Origin of the sequence: Rhodococcus sp. 5A-K4 (assembly GCF_046097995.1) — a bacterium.
Lineage (GTDB): Bacteria > Actinomycetota > Actinomycetes > Mycobacteriales > Mycobacteriaceae > Rhodococcus_F > Rhodococcus_F erythropolis.
Genome location: NZ_JBJURM010000036.1, coordinates 1 through 16,974, shown reverse-complemented (window position 1 = coordinate 16,974; position 16,974 = coordinate 1). Strand labels below are relative to the sequence as shown.

Sequence of the window (16,974 nt, the reverse complement as noted above, 5' to 3'; positions counted from 1 at the left end):
AGACAACAACATGGCCCACAACAGAATTCGACGAACCACAGCAGCAACAGTCGCAGCTGTTGCCCTACTAGCCGGCGTCGCAGCTTGTTCCAGCAATTCCGACGAGCCGAACGTCACTCTCACTGCGACCGGAAACCCCGCTTTCGATGGTCCAGACGGCAAGACCGAGGCGAAGACGCCCGACGAGCAAGCGCGGAGCCAAGCGATCGCCAAGGTCAACGAGTTTTATGCTGCCCTCGGAAGCATTGAAGCTGACCCAACAGCTTCTGTGGATGCGATCAGCGGTGTGGCTGGCGACCCAGTCTTGAACGACCGAGTCGGGGACATCATGCTTCGACGGTCGCAAGGCATCACCAGTACCGGAGCCATTTCCGTCATCAAATCCTCGGTGACGGATCTGAGCGCTCCAGTAGATGATCAGGGAAAACCCCGCGCGGAAGCCGCCTGGGTTCACGTTCAGGCCTGCACTGATATCTCCGGCTGGAATGCCGTATTTCCGGACGGATCAAGTGCGATGAAGCCCGACCGCGGCCAGTTCGAGTCCACCAACATCACCGTTCGGAACCCCGCGTGGCCTGATTCGAATGGCTGGCGCGTCACAAGTCAAACAGTTGAGAAGGTGCAATCATGCGACTAGCAATGAGAATTTTCGCCACTGCGACACTGGTTTGCGGCGTTCTGGTCACGGGGAGTCAGTCAGCGTTGGCGCAGCCAGGCGTAGGTGGAGGTGGAGTTGACGTATCGTCCTCGCCCGGTGGTGCGAATGTGACAGTGGGTGGCGGCTACGTGAGTGCGCCCGCGGGCTCAGGCGCCGGCGCGGGGGCCGCGGCAGGCGGCGCGGCTGGCAACGCAGGAGGCGGCGGAGGCGGTGCGGGTACTGGCGGCGCCGGCCCCGCTGCTGCACCTCCGTCCGGGGTCCTCAACGGAATCCTGCAAGGCGCATGTCTCGGCACACCGGGGGGATGCCCCGCACCGCCTGCGGCACCCGGTATCGAGGTCCCGCCGACGCCGCCCTCAATGGCGGAGATCATGAATACGGTGTCTATGGCGATCACCGCTATGCAGCTCGAAAAGCCTCCAATGTGCTGGACACCTGAACCTGCGAACTCAGGTGGAGGTCAACGTACCGGTCTCGTGGGTAAGGAGAGCTGGGCTTTCATGTGCCCCAACGACGTTCGTGAATCCACGACAGGCCCGGTCAACAGAGCAGCCACCTCGGGTGTTGTAACCGTCACCGCGAACGCCATCAACACCGGTGTCCTCATCAATCACGGCGATGGAGACGTGCAACTGTGCCCGGGTGCATTGCTGCCGTTCACTCCGTATACCGATGCTGTTGACGCCAGCCCTCTTTCGCCCGCCAGCGGAACTCCATCGCCCACATGCGGGCATCGTCTCGCAAAATCGTCCATCGGACAGCCGCAAGACGTCTTCAAGGTCAGCGCGACCAGCAACTGGGTGGTCACGTGGACTGCCACTTGGCCAGGCGGCACGATGGGTTGGTGTAGCCCCCACTCCGTTGACGTCGATGTACGACCGGCGGGTAGGCGAATTGCAGGTCTTGGTCACACCGAACTGAATTCAGCCAATGGATGCCCGCGTCATTTTGAACTGTCCAGTTCGAGTGACGCGGGCATCTTTGTCGGCAGAACGAGAAGGGAATCATAGGTGGGCACCTATCATCACGTGGTCCTACGCTCGGCGCCAGGCGAATACGTCGCCAGGATAAGGCCGAGCGCATTCGGATGCGACATCAAGGTCGGTAGGGGAGGTTGGTTTGATCAGAATCGCCTCCCGGCCATCATGGCGTTCGCGGAGAAGTATTTCGACTGTTCCCTGACGGCGATCTGGGTAGACGACCTGTCCTGTGACGGTTGGGAATACGACTCGTCACTGGTAGCTCCTTGGGACGGCCCGGTGTCCCTTGATGACGAACCTGAACTTCCTCACCTGGTACCGGCCAGTTCGCCAGGCAAAGCAGACGCCGCTTGTCCGAACATCATTGTCGAGGGGATGTAAATACACGTGCTGACCGGGGATCCGAGCGAGAGTACGTCGTTGTCATTGGGTGAAATTCGGAGGGCCATAGCGCAATCGTCGGTTCTGACGGTGAGACAGAAGCTCTCGTATCTGGGTGCGTGGTCGGTTCATGCTCGTGGTGCATCCCGCAATGCAGCCAGGGTTGAGGACTACTGGCAGGCGTCTGATTTTGCTGTCCGCGTCTCGGCATTGCGCGCCTGTGTGAATGCGGTTGATCCGGAGTTGATTTCGGACTTGTCGGCGACGTTGATCCCATGCGAGGAATCTTCGTATTCCGCGTCCTTTGAGGATGCGCTCAGGTCTGAATTTGGGGGTCCGGTGGGTTCTGCGATCAACAGGCTGGCGCTGGAATGGAATGCGAAGGTCAACCTTCCGTGGCCGATGTTGATGCACCAGGCCGTTGACAGCACAAGCAGGTATCTGGCCGTGGACAGCCTGTCGAGGGCCGATCGGGGAGAGGCGCGATTGGCCGCAGCTTTGGCAGTTGCGATCCCGATGGTGGTGCGTAGTGAATTCGCCGAGATCGGTGTTCGGGGTCGCTATGTTTTGCTGTGGCGGGGGCTGGGGAAGTTTGGGGTAAGCCCTCGACGCAAGCTCTGGCCTGAACTGGCGGGGCGTCGGGTACCTCACGATTACAGCGCGCAGCCTCTGTCGTCGTTTACGGCCAACTTTGAGGTTGCCTTGGATTTCGCGCGTGACGGTGAGGGGATTTTGTTGGCTGAGTTGGTTCCGTTGTCGGCCGTATTTTCGACTTCCCTGGTGTTGGGGTTCTTGGGATTTGAGGTGGTCGTGCGAGATCATCGCCACCGTTGGCTGGTGCCTCTCCGCCGGACCGAGGGCGCTTGGGTAGTTGACTACAGCGCACCCTGATTGATTCATCTCCCCGAGCTGTCGTCCAGTCTCGCCGTTGCTTGCAGTTGCGCGCTTGCGTTGCGTGTTGGATTACCTTGTGGCGGTGTAGAACTGTGGATCGCCAGTCTGGTTGAGTGTGGGTTGTCAATATCGTGAAATTCGAGCAGGCGGGGGAGTTTGGATGAGGCAGCTGCCGACTTCGATTCAGGAGGAGAGCGCTTCAGGTGGGGGGACGGGCCGTTGGGGGGCGTGGCGGAAACAGTTGGTCCCGCTGATCGGTGTCCTCGCGATAATCCTGCTGTTGTTCTGGTTCAACGTAATTTGGACGTCGATCGACCAGTATCTCAATCCAACTTCGGGGGCGGCAGTGGATGTTTCGCCCGATCCTGGAATTGCGGAGGACGTTATCGCTACTAGCGTGGCGGTGGCGTGCGGGTGGTTCACGTTTTTGGTTGTTCGCAGATTCTGGGGCCCGGTCGATCGATCTGCGCCGTGGCTCGCAGGTGTGGGCCGTCGTCGGCGGTTCCTCGGAGCTGCAGGAATTTGGGCGGTCGGTCAGGCTCTGGCAATTGCGTTTCGGGTATTTGTCGGTGAGGGCTCATCTGGTACTCCCTCGGTCGAGGGTGGTTGGTTCTCCTGGGACGTCGTGAAGCCGGTCCTGCTGGCGGGGTTGATGGAAGAGGTCTTCTTTGCCGGGCTGGCGGTGTTGGTAGGTCTGCGATTCCGGATCAACCTCATCGTGGTGATCGGTATTTCAGCGATTCTTCGTGGAGCCTTGCACATATATCAGGGGTGGGAGTTCGCAGTCAGTGCGTTGTTGTGGGGAGGGTTTGCTGTTTTCGCGTACTACCGTTATCGATCGCTCTTGGGATTAGTTGTGCCTCACAGTATTTTCAATCTTGGCGTAGTGGCGGGTTGGATGGGACAGCGATGGTTGGTCGTGGCCGTCGCGGTCGTAGTGGTCGGTTTGGCTGTTGTCTACATCGCAGAGATCGAGAGGTCGCGCGGTTCTCGTTTGGGCACTGAGGGTGGGGTAAACGTGGGCGATCGGCAATCGCGGTCAGTTGTGTTGACCGGTGAGCCTTAAAGGCCAGAAGCATCAAAGAAGGCCCTGTTCGAGTGCGTGAACAGGGCCTTTTGCCAACTAGATGCATCGGAGGATTCGTACGGGTGGGTCGCGGGACCGTGCTCAATGTCTGTGTCTGCCCATATCGTTGGGGATATGACGGAGAATCGAAGCTTTTTTGATCGTCCGAAACCGTGGCTGGATGCTCCCCGCCCGGGGCCGACTGTCGTTGTCGACATCGATGGCGTCGTTGCGGATATGCACAATTTCGAGGGGTTGATCGCCGCGCCGTCATACGCCGATCGAGATTGGAAGCGGTTTCATACCCATTTCGGTGAAGCTTCCCTGAACCGCGCGGGTGGAAAGTTGGTTCGGGCGCTCGACAGTGCAGGTTTCACCATTGCTTACAGCACAACCCGCTTGGACCAGTTCAATCGGACATCTGATCGGTGGATTCGGGCGAAGTCGTTGCCGCCCGGTCACATCGAATCACGGAGCTTGTGGGTGGACGGAACTGTGCGTCGGGCGTTTGATGTCAAACGTCGGCATTGGTGGCGGTGGGAAAACCACTACGCAGAGACGAGCCCGATAGTGGCCTGGATCGACGACGAACCAGACGCAGTCGACGCGCTTCGGGGGGAGGGCTGCCCGGCGTGGTTGTTCTCGGAGCTCTTCGATCGCCTCAAAGTCGGCGATGTGGTTCCAGCGCTCGCGTCCGGACCGGAACCCGTTGATGTTCTCGCTGCGAGGAAGGCGGAGGCTTTGCCGCGGTGGGAGGAATTCGACGAGCGCTTCAAGGTCAAACACGCGCGGTGGCAGAAACGGCACGCGGAACGAATGCGGAGTCGCCAACAGGATCAACGAGTGGTCGGCGATGGAGCTGTTCGCGTCTGAGCCATTCTGTGAAGGTGGCTCACCGCATCGACGATGGACATCGGTGCGGTGAGCCGGAGCACACTACGCCAGCAATGCGCCGCTGACGATGCTACTGCACCCCTGCTTGGAGGTGCGGAGATTAGGCTCAGCCGCATGACCCTCTGGTTCTTGCGCTCTCGATCCAACAAGTACGCGGTGAGAGTCGACATCGCCGCTGCTGCTGCGGATCTTCGTGGGCGAATGCGCGCTGTACGTGAGATCAGCTCTCCTACAGGCAGTGTGGACTGGGAATCGGCGCGTGAGATCGCTGGAAAGTGTGATTCTCAATTCGTGGCGGCCGCCCGAACGCTTCCCTTTCTCGAGAGGCGCTTGGCGTTGGCGTGGGAGCGGTCACTAGTCATGAGTTGTTGGTATGCCCGAGGTAATCGACACGGCTTCGAGCTCCTTGAGGAACGCGGCTTTGCGCTTATGTCGATGCTCCCGGAAGGGGTTCAAGCGTCGGTCTGTCGCGAGTTCGTCGATGCCGTCGACCACCGCCACGAGATGGGCTCGCGCGTCGACGGGGTAGGCGAGTCGGTGGCTGCGGCAGAACTCGCGCTGGTCGAAGTGAATCAGAAAGCGTTGCGCCGACGAATGAAGGACGAGCGACAACTGATCGTGCTCGAGAGCGTGATCGGTGGCCAGTCCGGACGGATCGGTCAAAGCCTGCGGCATTATGTGCCGTGGCTCGACTTCGCGTGTGAGTACCTCGAGGACCCACGGGAGGTTCAGGAGCTGGAGATGCTTGTCGCTCGTTGGCGCATCGAGCGTTCGAAATACGTTGTGGAGAACCCGGATTATGCACACGTGCGGATTGTCGACGTGAAGACGGCGCAGGGCGGACCGCACCACAGAGAGGGCAGGTAGATGAGTACCGAACCATTTCGAATCAGCGAAGGCAGCGCTCTGCACGCCGATGACCCGGATCCTTTGCGGCAGTACTGGTACACCGCTGATGACCTGGTGGATACCTTTGGTTACCGGCGGGACGCCTTGGAAGGTTTGTTCGGTGAAGCGACGCCCGGGCCTGGCGGGTTGGGGTGGACGACGTCGGTGGTGTGGAAGATCGAGAGTGAAGTGATTGTGCCGGCGGTGGAATTGTTGGAGTCGAGTTTCCGCGATCAGGAGTCGATTGATCTCACGGTGTATCGGTCGTCGGCTGGCTGAGGCTCGGAGATTAACTGCCGCTTGCGGGGCCTTACATGTTGAGCTGGTTGGCCAGTCGACTGATCGGGCGCGGCTCGATGCTCAGGTTCCTCGGCTGAGGAACTCCGATGATGTGCACTCCGGCGCTGGCGCGGACGTGTGCGTCGCCGTTCACGGAGACAGAGGAAGTGTCTGTCGCTGCGACGAGAGTATGGCCGGCTGCTTGGACGTGGCACTGGGAGTGGGCGAAAACGACAGCCTGATCTTCGGCGCGAATCTTGGCGTGATCGGTACCGACAATGTGGCTTTTCCCGCGCGCTTCGATGGTGACGCCATCGAATGCTTCGACGTGCGCGAATTCGTAGGCGGTGACACGGGCGCGGTGGGAGGCCTGTAGGAAGCATCGACCGGCGGCAGCGATGGATCCTCCGCTGATTCCGCCGCAGGATTGGCCGATGATCTTCACATCGACTCCGTTTGGGACATGCCCGAGGTCGAACCACAGGTCAGGGTCGGCGTCGATGATCAGTCGTTTGGCGCCGCTGCGGATGTGGTGGGTGTATTCGCTGAAGCTGTGAACGATCAATGCTGGACGGGAGGAACGTGCCGGGTGGAGTCGGGCGCGGCGGCGGTCAGCTTTTCCGATTGGGGCGTTCATAGGGTGATGTTGCCTCTACTGGTGAGTTTTCGAGTGGTTTTGGTGGCGGCGAGTCCGGTCACGATGCGGGAACATCGTGGTTCGAGAGCAGCACGAGCGGGTTTTCAGGCATCTGAGATGGCGCGGTCAGTGATAGTCCATGGCATGGGCAGCGCACGCCCCAGCGGCCAACCGATGAGTTCGGAAGCCCGCGCTGTCCGGTAGAGCGGTTAGGGTCGGGTTCTGCCTGTGACCACGGGTGATGGACGCGCTGAAGGAGCTTTGTGAGATGGCCGAATCGAATGTGGAGTCGGGAAATGCTGCCGCCGGTGCTTCGACTTCTCTCTTCGCTGAGGAGGCCGAGCCCACAACGCCTGGCCGTGGTCAACGACCGGGGCTCGTCAGCGTCGCCGACGCAGGAAGGCGGAAACCCACTCTCTCGACGTATCTGCCGATCCTGGGTGTCATTGCTGTGAGTGTGGCGGTGTGGATCGCTGCTCGCTGGGCGTTCGGTCGTCACGAGCAGGCTGGTCTGTGGTCGGTCGCAGCGTTCGCCGCTCTGGCTGGTGCGGCGGTGAGCGTGGCGGTGCGTCCGATGATGGCAAGTTTGTGTGCACTCGTGCAGATTCCCGTGAGGCCGACCAGTCGCCCGATCGTCCCGGCAGTGGCAACAGCAGGATTGTGGTTCGGGGCGGTGATGGTCACCGGCGGCGACGCGATCTTGCCGGCATGGCTCACGGTGGCGGCTTTGTCTGTCTGGGCCGCGTGGATTGACCACTTCACCTTGCGGTTCCCCTTGTCGTTGATCCGTGCAGTCACCGTGTCGGGTCTGCTGCTCGGCGCGATGGCAGTGGTGGTCGATCAGGACCCTGCCTCGGGTCTTCGTGCTGTGGTGGCCGGGGCCGCGATATTCGCCAGTTACCTGGTGTTCGCGATCATTACTCGCGGTCACCCCGGTTTGGCGGATGTGAGGTTGAGCTTCGTTCTCACGGCAGCTGTCGGATGGGTCGGTTGGATGAACGTGGCAGCGGCGGTGCTGCTCCCCAATGTCTTGGCAGTAGTCGGGGTGGCGGTCACCAAGGTGTTCGGCGGTGGAAAGGTCCGGGGCGTGGAGTTCGGGTTCGCTCCGTACCTCGTTGTCGGCACAGCGCTCGCTATTGCCTTGCCCGCGGGCTGGTGGCTGCTGTGAGCCGGAGCAAACGTATCCGAATCGATGAGAGGAACTGGACTTGAGGTGGCGCCGCCGGAATCGTTTTCATTCACCGAATCGGGTGGAACGGGTGAATGAGTTCCTTGATCATGTCCAGGAGGTCGCAGACCGCGCTCTGCCGGCATCAGATGCCCCGGGATCTGCCGGTGTGCGACGTCTGCACGTGGTCGCCTCGATGATTCGTGAGCTGGAGGAGGACATGCGCACTCACAACGCCATCGCAGGCACGACAGTCGAGTCGGTCAGTCTGGGACAGTTCTACGTGATGACCGCGCACGGATGCGCAGCACGGCTCGCGGCGGATCTCGATGCGGAAGACACTCCGGAGCGCGATGACGAAAGACTTGCCGCACTGGATGAATTTCATGCTCTTCAAGCAGCCACCGGAATCACCGTCAATGTTCACCGGATGCCTACTTCTCCGGAAGGGATCAAGGTTCTGACGGAGTTGGTACGACGAGCTCACAGCGGCGACATGACGCCGGCGCATGTCGAGAATGTGAGTGAGGTCGGTAGATTCGGTGCACTTCTCGACTGCCCTGTCCCTGACCGCGATCTTCGCGGGCTGGTCGAACATTTCGAACGTTTGGCGAACGAGGCGTGGGCCTTGACCCCGCGGGTTGGACACGCTTGATCCTGGTCTCAGACCGGGGAAAGCGAGAAGATCTAACCCGATGGCAAAGAAAAATTACTCCGAAGAGTTCCGCCGCAACGCAGTCGAGCTGTACCGCGACACCGACGGCGCGACCGTAGCCGGGATCGCCGCCGACCTCGGCATATCCCACGGCTCCCTGACCACATGGCTGAGAAATGCAGGAATCCCAATCCGCAGACCCGCCACCACCGCTCCGGGGCCCGGCACCGGCGAAACACCCGAGCAGGAAGCCGCCCGACTCCGCGCCGAGGTCGCACACCTGCGCGCGGAGAAAACCAAGCTCGAAACCGAACGAGACATCCTGCGATCGGCGGCCAAATATTTCGCCGGAGAGGCGAACTGGTGAACCGCTTCCAGTTCGTCGCCGACCACTCCGACACCTACCCGGTGAAGCGGTTGTGCCAGGTCATCGATATCGCCCGCTCGTCGTACTACGCATGGATCAACGCCGGGCCCGTGCGAGCTGCCCGCGCCGCAGCCGACGTCGAACTCGCCGACAAGATCCGCGCCGTCCACACGGTGGACAACACCTACGGGCGGCCCCGGATCACCGCCGAGATCAATCACGGACAACCCGCCGACCAGCGGGTCAATCACAAACGGATCGCACGGATCATGCGCGCCAACAACATCGAGGGCCTGCGACTGCGCCGAAAACACCGCACCACCATCGCCGAACCAGCCGACACTCCGTCGCCGGACCTGCTCAACCGTGATTTCACCGCGATCGCACCGAATACCCGATACGTCGGTGACATCACGTATCTGCCATGCGGGGACAGTGAGTTCTTGTATTTGGCCACGGTGATCGACTGCTTCTCCCGCCGCCTGGTGGGCTGGTCGATCGCCGAGCACATGCGCACCGAACTCATCGAAGACGCCTTGGGTGCCGCAGCGCTGACCCGCGGCGGCCTGGCTGGCGCGGTGTTTCATTCTGACCACGGAAGTCAGTACACCTCAAAGGATTTCGCGTCGCTATGCAAGAAGCTGGGTGTCACGCAGTCGATGGGATCGGTCGGAACGAGCGCGGACAATGCCCTGGCCGAGTCGTTCAACGCGACACTCAAACGCGAAACACTGCAAGGCGCCCAGCGGTGGGAATCCGCTCGAGCAGCGCGGCTGGCGGTGTTCCGGTGGATCACCCGCTACAACACTCGACGCCGGCACTCGTACTGCAACTATCTCAGCCCTGCCGACTACGAAAACGTTCACACATCCGATAGCTTGCAGCAAGCCGCGTAATCACAAATCCCGTGTCCAACTTCCGGGGTCAAGGCCCCGTCCCGTCCTATCGGTTCTCGGATGCCGGTGGTGCGTGCTCGAACATTGGTGACATTCTTCGACCAGTATGCGGCCAGGCTGATCGGCACAGGTTCGAATACGTTGGCGGCGCCGCATGTCCTCGAACACGCAACGGTGTGTGAGTTGTCCGAGCGCGCACGCTGGCATCTCGATCGAGTAAGAAGCATCCGACGCTAGGGGCTGAACACCTGCGGATTGTTTCGGAACACGAATGCTTCTCGGACGGGGAAGTGGAGGAGAGGATTGCAGCATGGACGAGCGAGCGAGGGACGCGAAGTCAGATGTCGTGCAGACTGAACTTCCGTGCGAGTTCTGCGCCGAGCACCCGCAGTACTTTGCCGGTGACCCTGTCGGTTTCGTGCGCGCAGCGAGGTGGGCAGCGGTCGTCAAAGACTGTTGTCATGGCAACGCCCCCGTGGACTATCTACTGTGCGACGAACATTGGGCCATGATCCGTTTTCAGCAGTTGCCCGGCCAGTGCCGACGATGTGGGCGTATCGCCTACTCGGTAGCCGATATTGTCAGCACCGAGATTCCACTCGGCCGGACCGCTGAAGGCGCATGGCCGTTGGTGGGGCGTGACATCCCTGTTCCTCGATTCGTTGAATAGGTCCCGCGACAGACTTTTTGAAGGGTGAACAGCAGCGTGTTGATCATGGCGCTCGGAGAAGGTTTGACGCAGGGGCAGGCAACGATCATCGCGGCGGCGATCGCAGTGGGGGCGGCGAGCATCGCGTTCGTGGGAATCCTGGTGAAGGCACGAGCCGACAGAGCGTTGCATGAGGCCACCCTCGGTGAGGATCGTGCAGTCCAGCATCGACAGCAGGTGACCGACGCTCTCTTGTCCGCACTTGAGGCGATGAACCGGGCTGATGAGTTGGTGTCGAGTAATAACCCGACCATGGAGCGGGACTCTGATGCCTACCGTGACCGCGACAGCCGCTACTACGCATGCGTTTCTGCGACGTTGAAACTGCAGATATTGGGGCTGGAGGATGCGCACTTAGCGATGTCCAAGTTTACGGGTTCACTTGGCCTCCACTGGATTATCGCTGACGAGGAAGGCACTGCGAGGCCGCATCGGGACACGTTCGGAAAGATCATGCAAGCAAAGGCGTCGTTACCGTATACGTTCAGCAGCACGCTAGCGCAGTTGGATCACCGGGCGTTGCACCCCTGAACGGGAGACCGTTTGAGGGCCGTCGAGGATCACGAAAACTGAAGCGGCTCTTGGTTTGATCAGGTTGTGAGTGCAGACTTTGTCCGTGAGAATTGGTGTGCGATCTGCACCGCCTGAACGCAGGTCGTGTCCCCTAGCTGGGTGCCGTGGCACCTAGTCAATCGGTCAGGCCGGCGGCGAAGTGATCACCAGTCGGCGAGGAGGTTGAACACGGCATGGCTGGTGATCGAGGGAATCAGGGACCTTGTCCAGATGGCAAGACCGCCCCAGAGCAGTCCGGCGATCACCATGTGCACCGCATTGAGGGCTGAAAACGTAATGTGCCCTATGCCAAATAGATAGCCGAGAAGGATCCACAGTCCGGCGATCATCATGAATGCTGCCCATTTCGGCCAGCCACCACGAAAATAGCGGCGGGTGAGGACAACTGCGACGACCAGCGGTCCTCGCCAAAGAACTTCTTCTGCGACGACTCCGGAGATCAGTGTGAGACCGGGAATGTGGGCTGCCCAACCTGCACTCAGCCAGGTGGATCGTTCGGCGGTTGCAGCGAGTTGTTCAGGAGATTGCTGCGTTCCGACCGCAGCGACGGTGAGGTCGAAGATCGGTCCTCTCAGCAGTGCGGTGATCGTCAGTGTGACGATGCTGACGGCGACAAAGTTCGCGATGGTTGGGGGTTGTGGGAGTGTGCAGCCGATGCTGCGCGCGGCGCGTCGGGCTCGAGCCGTGGCGACGCGAACTCCGCGCGCAGAGTAACCACCGATCGGCCGTATGAGGAAGACGAACAGGGCGCCGGTGAATAACCCGAATCCGAGAATAGTAAGTGATGCGGCGTTACTTTTTTGCGCGGACATGACTGGTACGAGTGCCATGAAAAGGATAAATCCGCTGAGGCAGAGCGCCGAGAACGTCCGTAGGGCACCGATCTTGAAGACGGCGTACCGGTGTGGCGTTGCATACGTGTGTACGAGCTCACCGAAGGTTGGTCGGGACTTTTCGGGCACAGGGGTGGCCCTTTCCGGTTCGAGTGCATGAGTGAGCGAGTTCGGGCCCGAGTTCCCTATCTCGTGCCGCCCCCCGTTTCGTCGTCCGCCGCAAGGAAACGTCACGTATACGCCCTGTGCAACTTCGGGCTCGCTGACCAGGTCATGAATCGGCGGGGTGGTGGTTGGCGCTGAGTTGTCCAGGTCCGAACCTATGGTCCTCCCACATGCCGTTTGTGACGACGAGGAGTGAGCCTGATGACTGTCGAGATTGTTCGTATTCATCCAACCGAAGCGAAGAAGATGCGCAGGCTTCACCGGCACTGGTCGCCGGGTACCGACGCTCCGGCGGGGCTTGGGGGAGCAGGGACTGTGGGCGTCGTCGCATCGTCGGAGTACCGGCAGCTCGGGTACGCGCTGGCCTCGGCGCCTCATGGGCTGATTCGGACCGCGCGCCAGGCAGGTTGGTCTGCGGAGGGTTGTGAGCAGCTTGCTGCACACGTCCGCATCGTCGACGCTCTCATCGTCAACCCGGAGGTTCCCGACGCGACCACTGTCCGGGCCGCGCTGATCGAGCGGTTGATCGCCGAGCTCAGCGACGACACGGCCGGCAAGGGGCGCTTGTACGGATCGACGGAGGACCTTCCGGAACGGGTGCAGTTCTGGCGCGAGTTGGGGTTCGAGGTGGGCGAGCCGAATACTCCGACGACGTGGGAACATCCGGGATGCCGCACATTGCGAGACAGCGGCGAGAGCCCCGGCTTCAGACCGTTCACCAGAACTCTGGGAGGGCCGCTGTGAACGGCGAGGAGGGCCGCTCGCACACGCTGGTTGTCGCGGACGGAACCAGACTCGCGGTCCGCGAGGTCGGATCCCGAACGGCGCCGCTGACGGTGATCTTCGTCCACGGCTTCTGCCTACACGCCGGTGCCTGGGAGCCTCAGCAACGCTATGTGAGTAGGAAGTGGAGTGGCCGTGCGCGGCTGGTGTTCTTCGATCACCGAGGTCACGGTGGCTCAGGGGGTGCCGATGCCGGCACCTACACGATCAGCCAGCTCGGGCGAGACGTCGAGGAAATCATTCGGGTGGTAGCGCCCACCGGACCCGTTGTCCTCGTGGGTCATTCGATGGGCGGTATGGCGGTGTTGTCGTACCTCGCACAACACGCCGACTCGGCATCTCGTGTGGTCGGCGTGGGGTTGATCTCGACCGCCTTGAGTAACGTCGCGGGCGCCGGCATCGGGCGCGCGTTGAATACCCCGGCAGTCTCACTGCTCGGCGGTGCGTGCGCGCACGCACCGAGATTGGTGTGGCGCAGCTGGAGTCTCTCGCGGCGGCTGCTGACCCCCGTCATCGGCGCGACCTGTCCCATGGCTCCGAGCTCGGGCCTGCGGGCGGCAGCGACGTCGTACGAGATGGTCCACGCGACACCGATTGCGACGGTGGCGGCATTCTTGCGGGACCTGCGTCTCTACGACGCGTCTGCCGCGGTGGGAGCGCTGGGGCGCATCCCGGTATCGATCATGTGCGGAACCAGAGATCGGGTCACTCCGATCTTGCATTCACAGCAGCTGGCCGCGCTTGTGCCGAACGCCGAACTCGTTGCCGTCGCCGGTGGCCGGCACATGGTGGGTCTGGAGCAACCGCAGGTCGTCGGAGAAGCGCTCGATCGGCTGCTTGTCCGTGCGCAGACCTATCACCGGGAGCATTCACCTACAACGGATCTGGTCGGAGCGTGACGTGAGCGTAGAGAGTGCAGCAACCGCAGTGCGGTCCATGATCGCCGACATCGACGTGGACCCGGAGAGCGAAGAATTCTTGGGCGCGCTCGACCGGTTGTGGGAGCAGATGCTCAGCGAGCGCGTGGCGGAGATCGTCGGGCTCAGGCGTGAGCAGACGTGGAGTGCTGACGAGCCTGGATGGGAAGGAAATTCGTCGCTCGACTACTACCCTCGGCGCGATGTGTGGCGCACGACGGTACATACCGGTCGCACCGCCGGCGGTGAGGAAGTGAAGATTCCGCTCGCTCTTCTCGCGCCGGTTCTGATCGGACTCGTCCCGGTTCTTGCCGGCGTGACTGCGCCGGCGAACCCACTCGTCGCACTACTTGTCTGCATTGGTCTCGCCGCAGGGGTAGAGGCGGTGGGGTTGTGGTGGTGGACCCGCCGCGATCCACTCCGCCTGAGTGCGGAGGACAAAACCGAGATCGGCGTCGCTGTGACAGCTCTGCAGACGTTGATCTCAGCGGGCGGAACGCATGTCGAGCTGCGGTTGGCGTTGGCGGCATCGGCACTCGTCGACGAGATCCGCACCGTCCCTGTATGGGAAAGCGAGGATCTCGACATAGGCCGCATACGCCTGAATCTCGACGAGCAACTCGCCGACATTCTCGCGCACGCCGGTGAACTCGCCACAGTGCGAGCAACTTTGGGAACCCCAGCGGCGGGTAGCGGCCCGCAAGCCCTCGCAGCGAGGGAAGCTCACCTGGTGAGCAGCCGGTGGCTGGGGCGCGTCGAGCGTTCGCTGCTCACACGTGTAGCTGCGCTGTGGAGCTATCGTCGTCATCTGCTCGAACTGCAGGAATCGATCACTGCCGGTGAATCTCTCGACAGGATTCACGATGGAGACCGGGCCATCGAGGACCTTCTGGTCAACTCGGCCGGCGATGATGTGGCGGCCTCGGCGATAGATCAGTTGGCGATCGACCTCACAGACCTTCGGCGCGCACGAGAGTCCGCGTTGGCAGAACTACGCGGAGAGCTCTACGAATTCGAGGAGCGGGACTGATGGGGAGAAGTCACGACAGGATCAGCCCGGACCGCGGTAACGGCGTCTTCGACCCAGATCGGGGAGAGAGCGACATCGCCACCCGCAAAGAAGGTGCCTTGATCTCGGAACACGCCTACAGCACTCGTGCCGACATTCGCAGCGGAGCACGCGAACTCGACCATGCAACAGAGAACTTGCCCGGCCTCACCCGCGCAAGTCGAGACCTCAACCGGGCCTATCCACGCCCGACGCCGGCACCGATCGAGAACCACAGGTTGCGCCGAGAACTGCCGGCCGCGATCGAACTACGTCGCTCGCTGTCCGCACGGCAGAAAAACGCACGCTCTGCCACCAAACGGCAGGTGCTCGATTCGATGCCGCAGGCGCAGTACAACGCCCTGTCGGCATTGACGTCGGACCCGAACGCTTGGAAAGAAACGAACAACGCGCTTTCTGCGGTTGCCGGCGATGCCGTCGAACTCGACGACAGCAGGCGAAAGCAGGTGCAACGAGTCGACCGCGCCATACAGCGGTACGAACGTGAATCCGGCCGCGGACATCTCGTCTACACATCCGTCAGCGTTCCCCATGCTGTGGTCAACCCGGCGGATCTGCCTGCCACGCTTCAACCCGGCACGGTGCTGTCCTTCGACCGGTTCACTGCAGCGACGCACTCGCTACACGAGCTCGATTCCACCACTCGCCCGACAGATGTCGTCTTCGAGATCTCCACAGAGCGGGGAATGTACTACGGGCAGTCTTCACGGATGAACAACTCACATCATTTGCTTCCGAGAGGAATCCAATTGGACGTGGTGGGTGCACATTTCGTGCCGTACGAGCGACCTGGACAACAACCTGGCGAACGTCTCGTCGTGCAACTGACTGACCACAGACCCGAAGGAGAACAACAATGAGCAAAGACCAGACGTCGCGCCATCGCCGCCCGGACCTGACATTTCATCCTGACATTCTCGGGATCCCGGCACAGTTCCGAGTCGTCGACACCCGCCGAGCGGAAGAGTCGGGCACCGTGCAAAAACATGAGAGTGTGGCCCCTGACAGTGTGTGAACCATCGCCATAGGCGATGCCTCCAAAGACAGGAGCCTGCCGACTGTGAAGGATCGGAATCGCCGCACCACGGAGACCGATCACGGTAAGACTGGCCGACCGCCGATCCAGCGGCGAGCAAAAGTCGTGTCTTTTCATCGTGATGCTCTGGCCATTGTTGGTACTCCGCTACCTGGTCACCCGTTGATCGGGCGGCCGGACTCACTTCATGCGCTGAATCCATGGGTTCGCAGTGTTTTTCGAGCAAGGAAAGGTATCGAAATGAGGAGCGGCGCTCTGCGTCATCTGGATGCCTGTGGGATGACCTTGTGATTTCGGATGCGCGTACGACCAGTGACGTGGGTTCGTTGCTACAGTTTCTGCTCGCGACCCAACCTCTCAGTGAGGTGCAGGTCGTTGACGGATGTAGGGAGATGCGTCGGCATGTGCGATTGCATCCGTTGCCGGCGAACCGTGGCGGCGATGCGGTGTGGGCGCAGTCGGCAGCGTCTGTGATGGAGAAGCCGCAGCGGACGAGATCTGGCTTGAAGTCGTCACCGCGTGGACCGAAGTCGCCGGTGCAGTCATGGACAGCTGTTTTCAATGTCTCGGCGGATGCTTTTGTGGGAGCGGGCGGTGACGTGTCGGCGCTGTCGACTGCCCTGATGAGCCGACTCGGTATCGCCTCTGACGACGGCTCGTGGAGGTGGATCGCGTTGTCTTTCCCTGTTGTCGGAAGGTTTGTGCGGCGGATTCAGCTGGCAGCGACACCGCTGGACAGTCGGGATCCGACGTGGAGTCTGCTCGGCCACGAGAAATGGGCGCCGCGTACTGCCGCGAGGGTGGTCGCGGACGCAGAGCGTGGGTTTCTACGCTGATGGCCATCAGGTAATCGGATCCTCCACTGGCGCTCGTGTGCGGCAACATGACTTGCTGGGGATTCGCTGTCGGGTTGAATTGGAGTATGAAGTGGATGGCGAGCATCGTGTCGGCAATCAGCCTCGTGCTGCTCCTCAGTGGGTGTGGCAATGGTGAGGAGGAATTCACAGCCCGACCGGGGGCTCAGCAGTACGGCTCGGCGAAAGAAATCGCCGATGATCTCGCTGCGGCAGGAATTACCTGCGAAAGCTTCGCTCGGGATGCATCAACTGAGTACTCCGCTGACGCC

General features: G+C 61.4%; 21 protein-coding genes. 19 read left to right on the top strand and 2 right to left on the bottom strand.

All coding sequences use genetic code 11. The features are described from left to right. Positions 1-10 precede the first annotated feature (10 nt). From ACKAMS_RS30065 to ACKAMS_RS30040, 6 genes are all read left to right on the top strand, one after another. Positions 11-637, top strand: coding sequence for a hypothetical protein (locus ACKAMS_RS30065; protein ID WP_118604132.1), 627 nt, complete (start codon positions 11-13; stop codon positions 635-637). Between the two features lie 1,388 nt (positions 638-2,025). After that, positions 2,026-2,910, top strand: coding sequence for a hypothetical protein (locus tag ACKAMS_RS30060; RefSeq protein ID WP_118604138.1), 885 nt, complete (start codon positions 2,026-2,028; stop codon positions 2,908-2,910). A gap of 163 nt (positions 2,911-3,073) precedes the next feature. Beyond that, complete coding sequence (locus tag ACKAMS_RS30055; protein ID WP_118604141.1) at positions 3,074-3,979, top strand: CPBP family intramembrane glutamic endopeptidase; 906 nt, start codon at positions 3,074-3,076, stop codon at positions 3,977-3,979. Between the two features lie 135 nt (positions 3,980-4,114). Continuing rightward, positions 4,115-4,852: a hypothetical protein gene (locus tag ACKAMS_RS30050; RefSeq protein WP_238704746.1), complete on the top strand. Its 738-nt coding sequence runs from the start codon at positions 4,115-4,117 to the stop codon at positions 4,850-4,852. A gap of 135 nt (positions 4,853-4,987) precedes the next feature. After that, positions 4,988-5,740: a hypothetical protein gene (locus ACKAMS_RS30045; RefSeq protein WP_372581611.1), complete on the top strand. Its 753-nt coding sequence runs from the start codon at positions 4,988-4,990 to the stop codon at positions 5,738-5,740. Continuing rightward, positions 5,741-6,040: a hypothetical protein gene (locus ACKAMS_RS30040; protein WP_118604144.1), complete on the top strand. Its 300-nt coding sequence runs from the start codon at positions 5,741-5,743 to the stop codon at positions 6,038-6,040. It abuts the gene before it with no gap. Positions 6,041-6,071: 31 nt separating this feature from the next. On the opposite strand, the gene ACKAMS_RS30035 is transcribed toward ACKAMS_RS30040, so the two are convergent. After that, the gene (locus ACKAMS_RS30035) at positions 6,072-6,677 is read right to left on the bottom strand and encodes a hypothetical protein (RefSeq protein WP_372581610.1); all 606 of its coding nucleotides are present in this window, start codon (positions 6,675-6,677) and stop codon (positions 6,072-6,074) included. 268 nt (positions 6,678-6,945) lie between these two features. Between ACKAMS_RS30035 and ACKAMS_RS30030 the strand changes: the two genes are divergently transcribed. The 6 genes from ACKAMS_RS30030 to ACKAMS_RS30005 all read left to right on the top strand — a co-directional run bounded on the left by ACKAMS_RS30030 (position 6,946) and on the right by ACKAMS_RS30005 (position 11,003). Continuing rightward, positions 6,946-7,845, top strand: a complete 900-nt coding sequence (locus ACKAMS_RS30030; protein ID WP_238704748.1) for an A24 family peptidase — start codon at positions 6,946-6,948, stop codon at positions 7,843-7,845. A gap of 91 nt (positions 7,846-7,936) precedes the next feature. Next, entirely contained in the window at positions 7,937-8,500 is a 564-nt protein-coding gene (locus tag ACKAMS_RS30025; RefSeq protein WP_372581609.1) for a hypothetical protein, read from the top strand. Positions 8,501-8,540: 40 nt separating this feature from the next. Next, positions 8,541-9,763, top strand: a protein-coding gene (locus ACKAMS_RS30020; RefSeq protein WP_372581608.1) for an IS3 family transposase whose coding sequence is annotated in 2 segments (ribosomal slippage) — positions 8,541-8,856 and positions 8,856-9,763 — 1,224 coding nt in all. Because the reading frame shifts where the segments join, the coding sequence is not laid out codon by codon here. 69 nt (positions 9,764-9,832) lie between these two features. After that, positions 9,833-10,000: a hypothetical protein gene (locus tag ACKAMS_RS30015; protein WP_408989962.1), complete on the top strand. Its 168-nt coding sequence runs from the start codon at positions 9,833-9,835 to the stop codon at positions 9,998-10,000. A 73-nt stretch (positions 10,001-10,073) separates the two neighbouring features. Next, positions 10,074-10,433 (top strand): hypothetical protein, encoded by a 360-nt coding sequence (locus tag ACKAMS_RS30010; protein ID WP_118604153.1) that lies wholly within the window; start codon positions 10,074-10,076, stop codon positions 10,431-10,433. 45 nt (positions 10,434-10,478) lie between these two features. After that, on the top strand, positions 10,479-11,003 hold the full coding sequence (locus tag ACKAMS_RS30005; RefSeq protein WP_238704750.1) for a hypothetical protein: 525 nt from the start codon (positions 10,479-10,481) through the stop codon (positions 11,001-11,003). 185 nt (positions 11,004-11,188) lie between these two features. On the opposite strand, the gene ACKAMS_RS30000 is transcribed toward ACKAMS_RS30005, so the two are convergent. Then, positions 11,189-11,875, bottom strand: a complete 687-nt coding sequence (locus ACKAMS_RS30000; protein ID WP_141751357.1) for a CPBP family intramembrane glutamic endopeptidase — start codon at positions 11,873-11,875, stop codon at positions 11,189-11,191. A gap of 369 nt (positions 11,876-12,244) precedes the next feature. Between ACKAMS_RS30000 and ACKAMS_RS29995 the strand changes: the two genes are divergently transcribed. From ACKAMS_RS29995 to ACKAMS_RS29965, 7 genes are all read left to right on the top strand, one after another. Next, the gene (locus ACKAMS_RS29995) at positions 12,245-12,787 is read left to right on the top strand and encodes a hypothetical protein (protein WP_070159882.1); all 543 of its coding nucleotides are present in this window, start codon (positions 12,245-12,247) and stop codon (positions 12,785-12,787) included. Next, on the top strand, positions 12,784-13,725 hold the full coding sequence (locus ACKAMS_RS29990) for an alpha/beta fold hydrolase (protein WP_118604156.1): 942 nt from the start codon (positions 12,784-12,786) through the stop codon (positions 13,723-13,725). The genes ACKAMS_RS29995 and ACKAMS_RS29990 overlap by 4 nt, the downstream gene beginning before the upstream one ends. A 1-nt stretch (position 13,726) precedes the next feature. Then, positions 13,727-14,773 carry a hypothetical protein gene (locus ACKAMS_RS29985; RefSeq protein ID WP_118604159.1) on the top strand — a complete coding sequence of 349 codons (1,047 nt, stop codon included), beginning with the start codon at positions 13,727-13,729 and terminating at the stop codon, positions 14,771-14,773. After that, the gene (locus tag ACKAMS_RS29980) at positions 14,773-15,672 is read left to right on the top strand and encodes a hypothetical protein (RefSeq protein ID WP_118604162.1); all 900 of its coding nucleotides are present in this window, start codon (positions 14,773-14,775) and stop codon (positions 15,670-15,672) included. The genes ACKAMS_RS29985 and ACKAMS_RS29980 overlap by 1 nt, the downstream gene beginning before the upstream one ends. Continuing rightward, a complete protein-coding gene (locus ACKAMS_RS29975; RefSeq protein WP_181991959.1) occupies positions 15,669-15,827 on the top strand; it encodes a hypothetical protein in 159 nt (52 codons plus the stop codon). The genes ACKAMS_RS29980 and ACKAMS_RS29975 overlap by 4 nt, the downstream gene beginning before the upstream one ends. Positions 15,828-16,240: 413 nt before the next feature. Further along, entirely contained in the window at positions 16,241-16,684 is a 444-nt protein-coding gene (locus tag ACKAMS_RS29970) for a hypothetical protein (RefSeq protein WP_147343758.1), read from the top strand. A 95-nt stretch (positions 16,685-16,779) separates the two neighbouring features. Continuing rightward, positions 16,780-16,974: hypothetical protein (locus ACKAMS_RS29965; RefSeq protein WP_408989961.1), on the top strand; the 195-nt coding region annotated here is incomplete at its 3' end.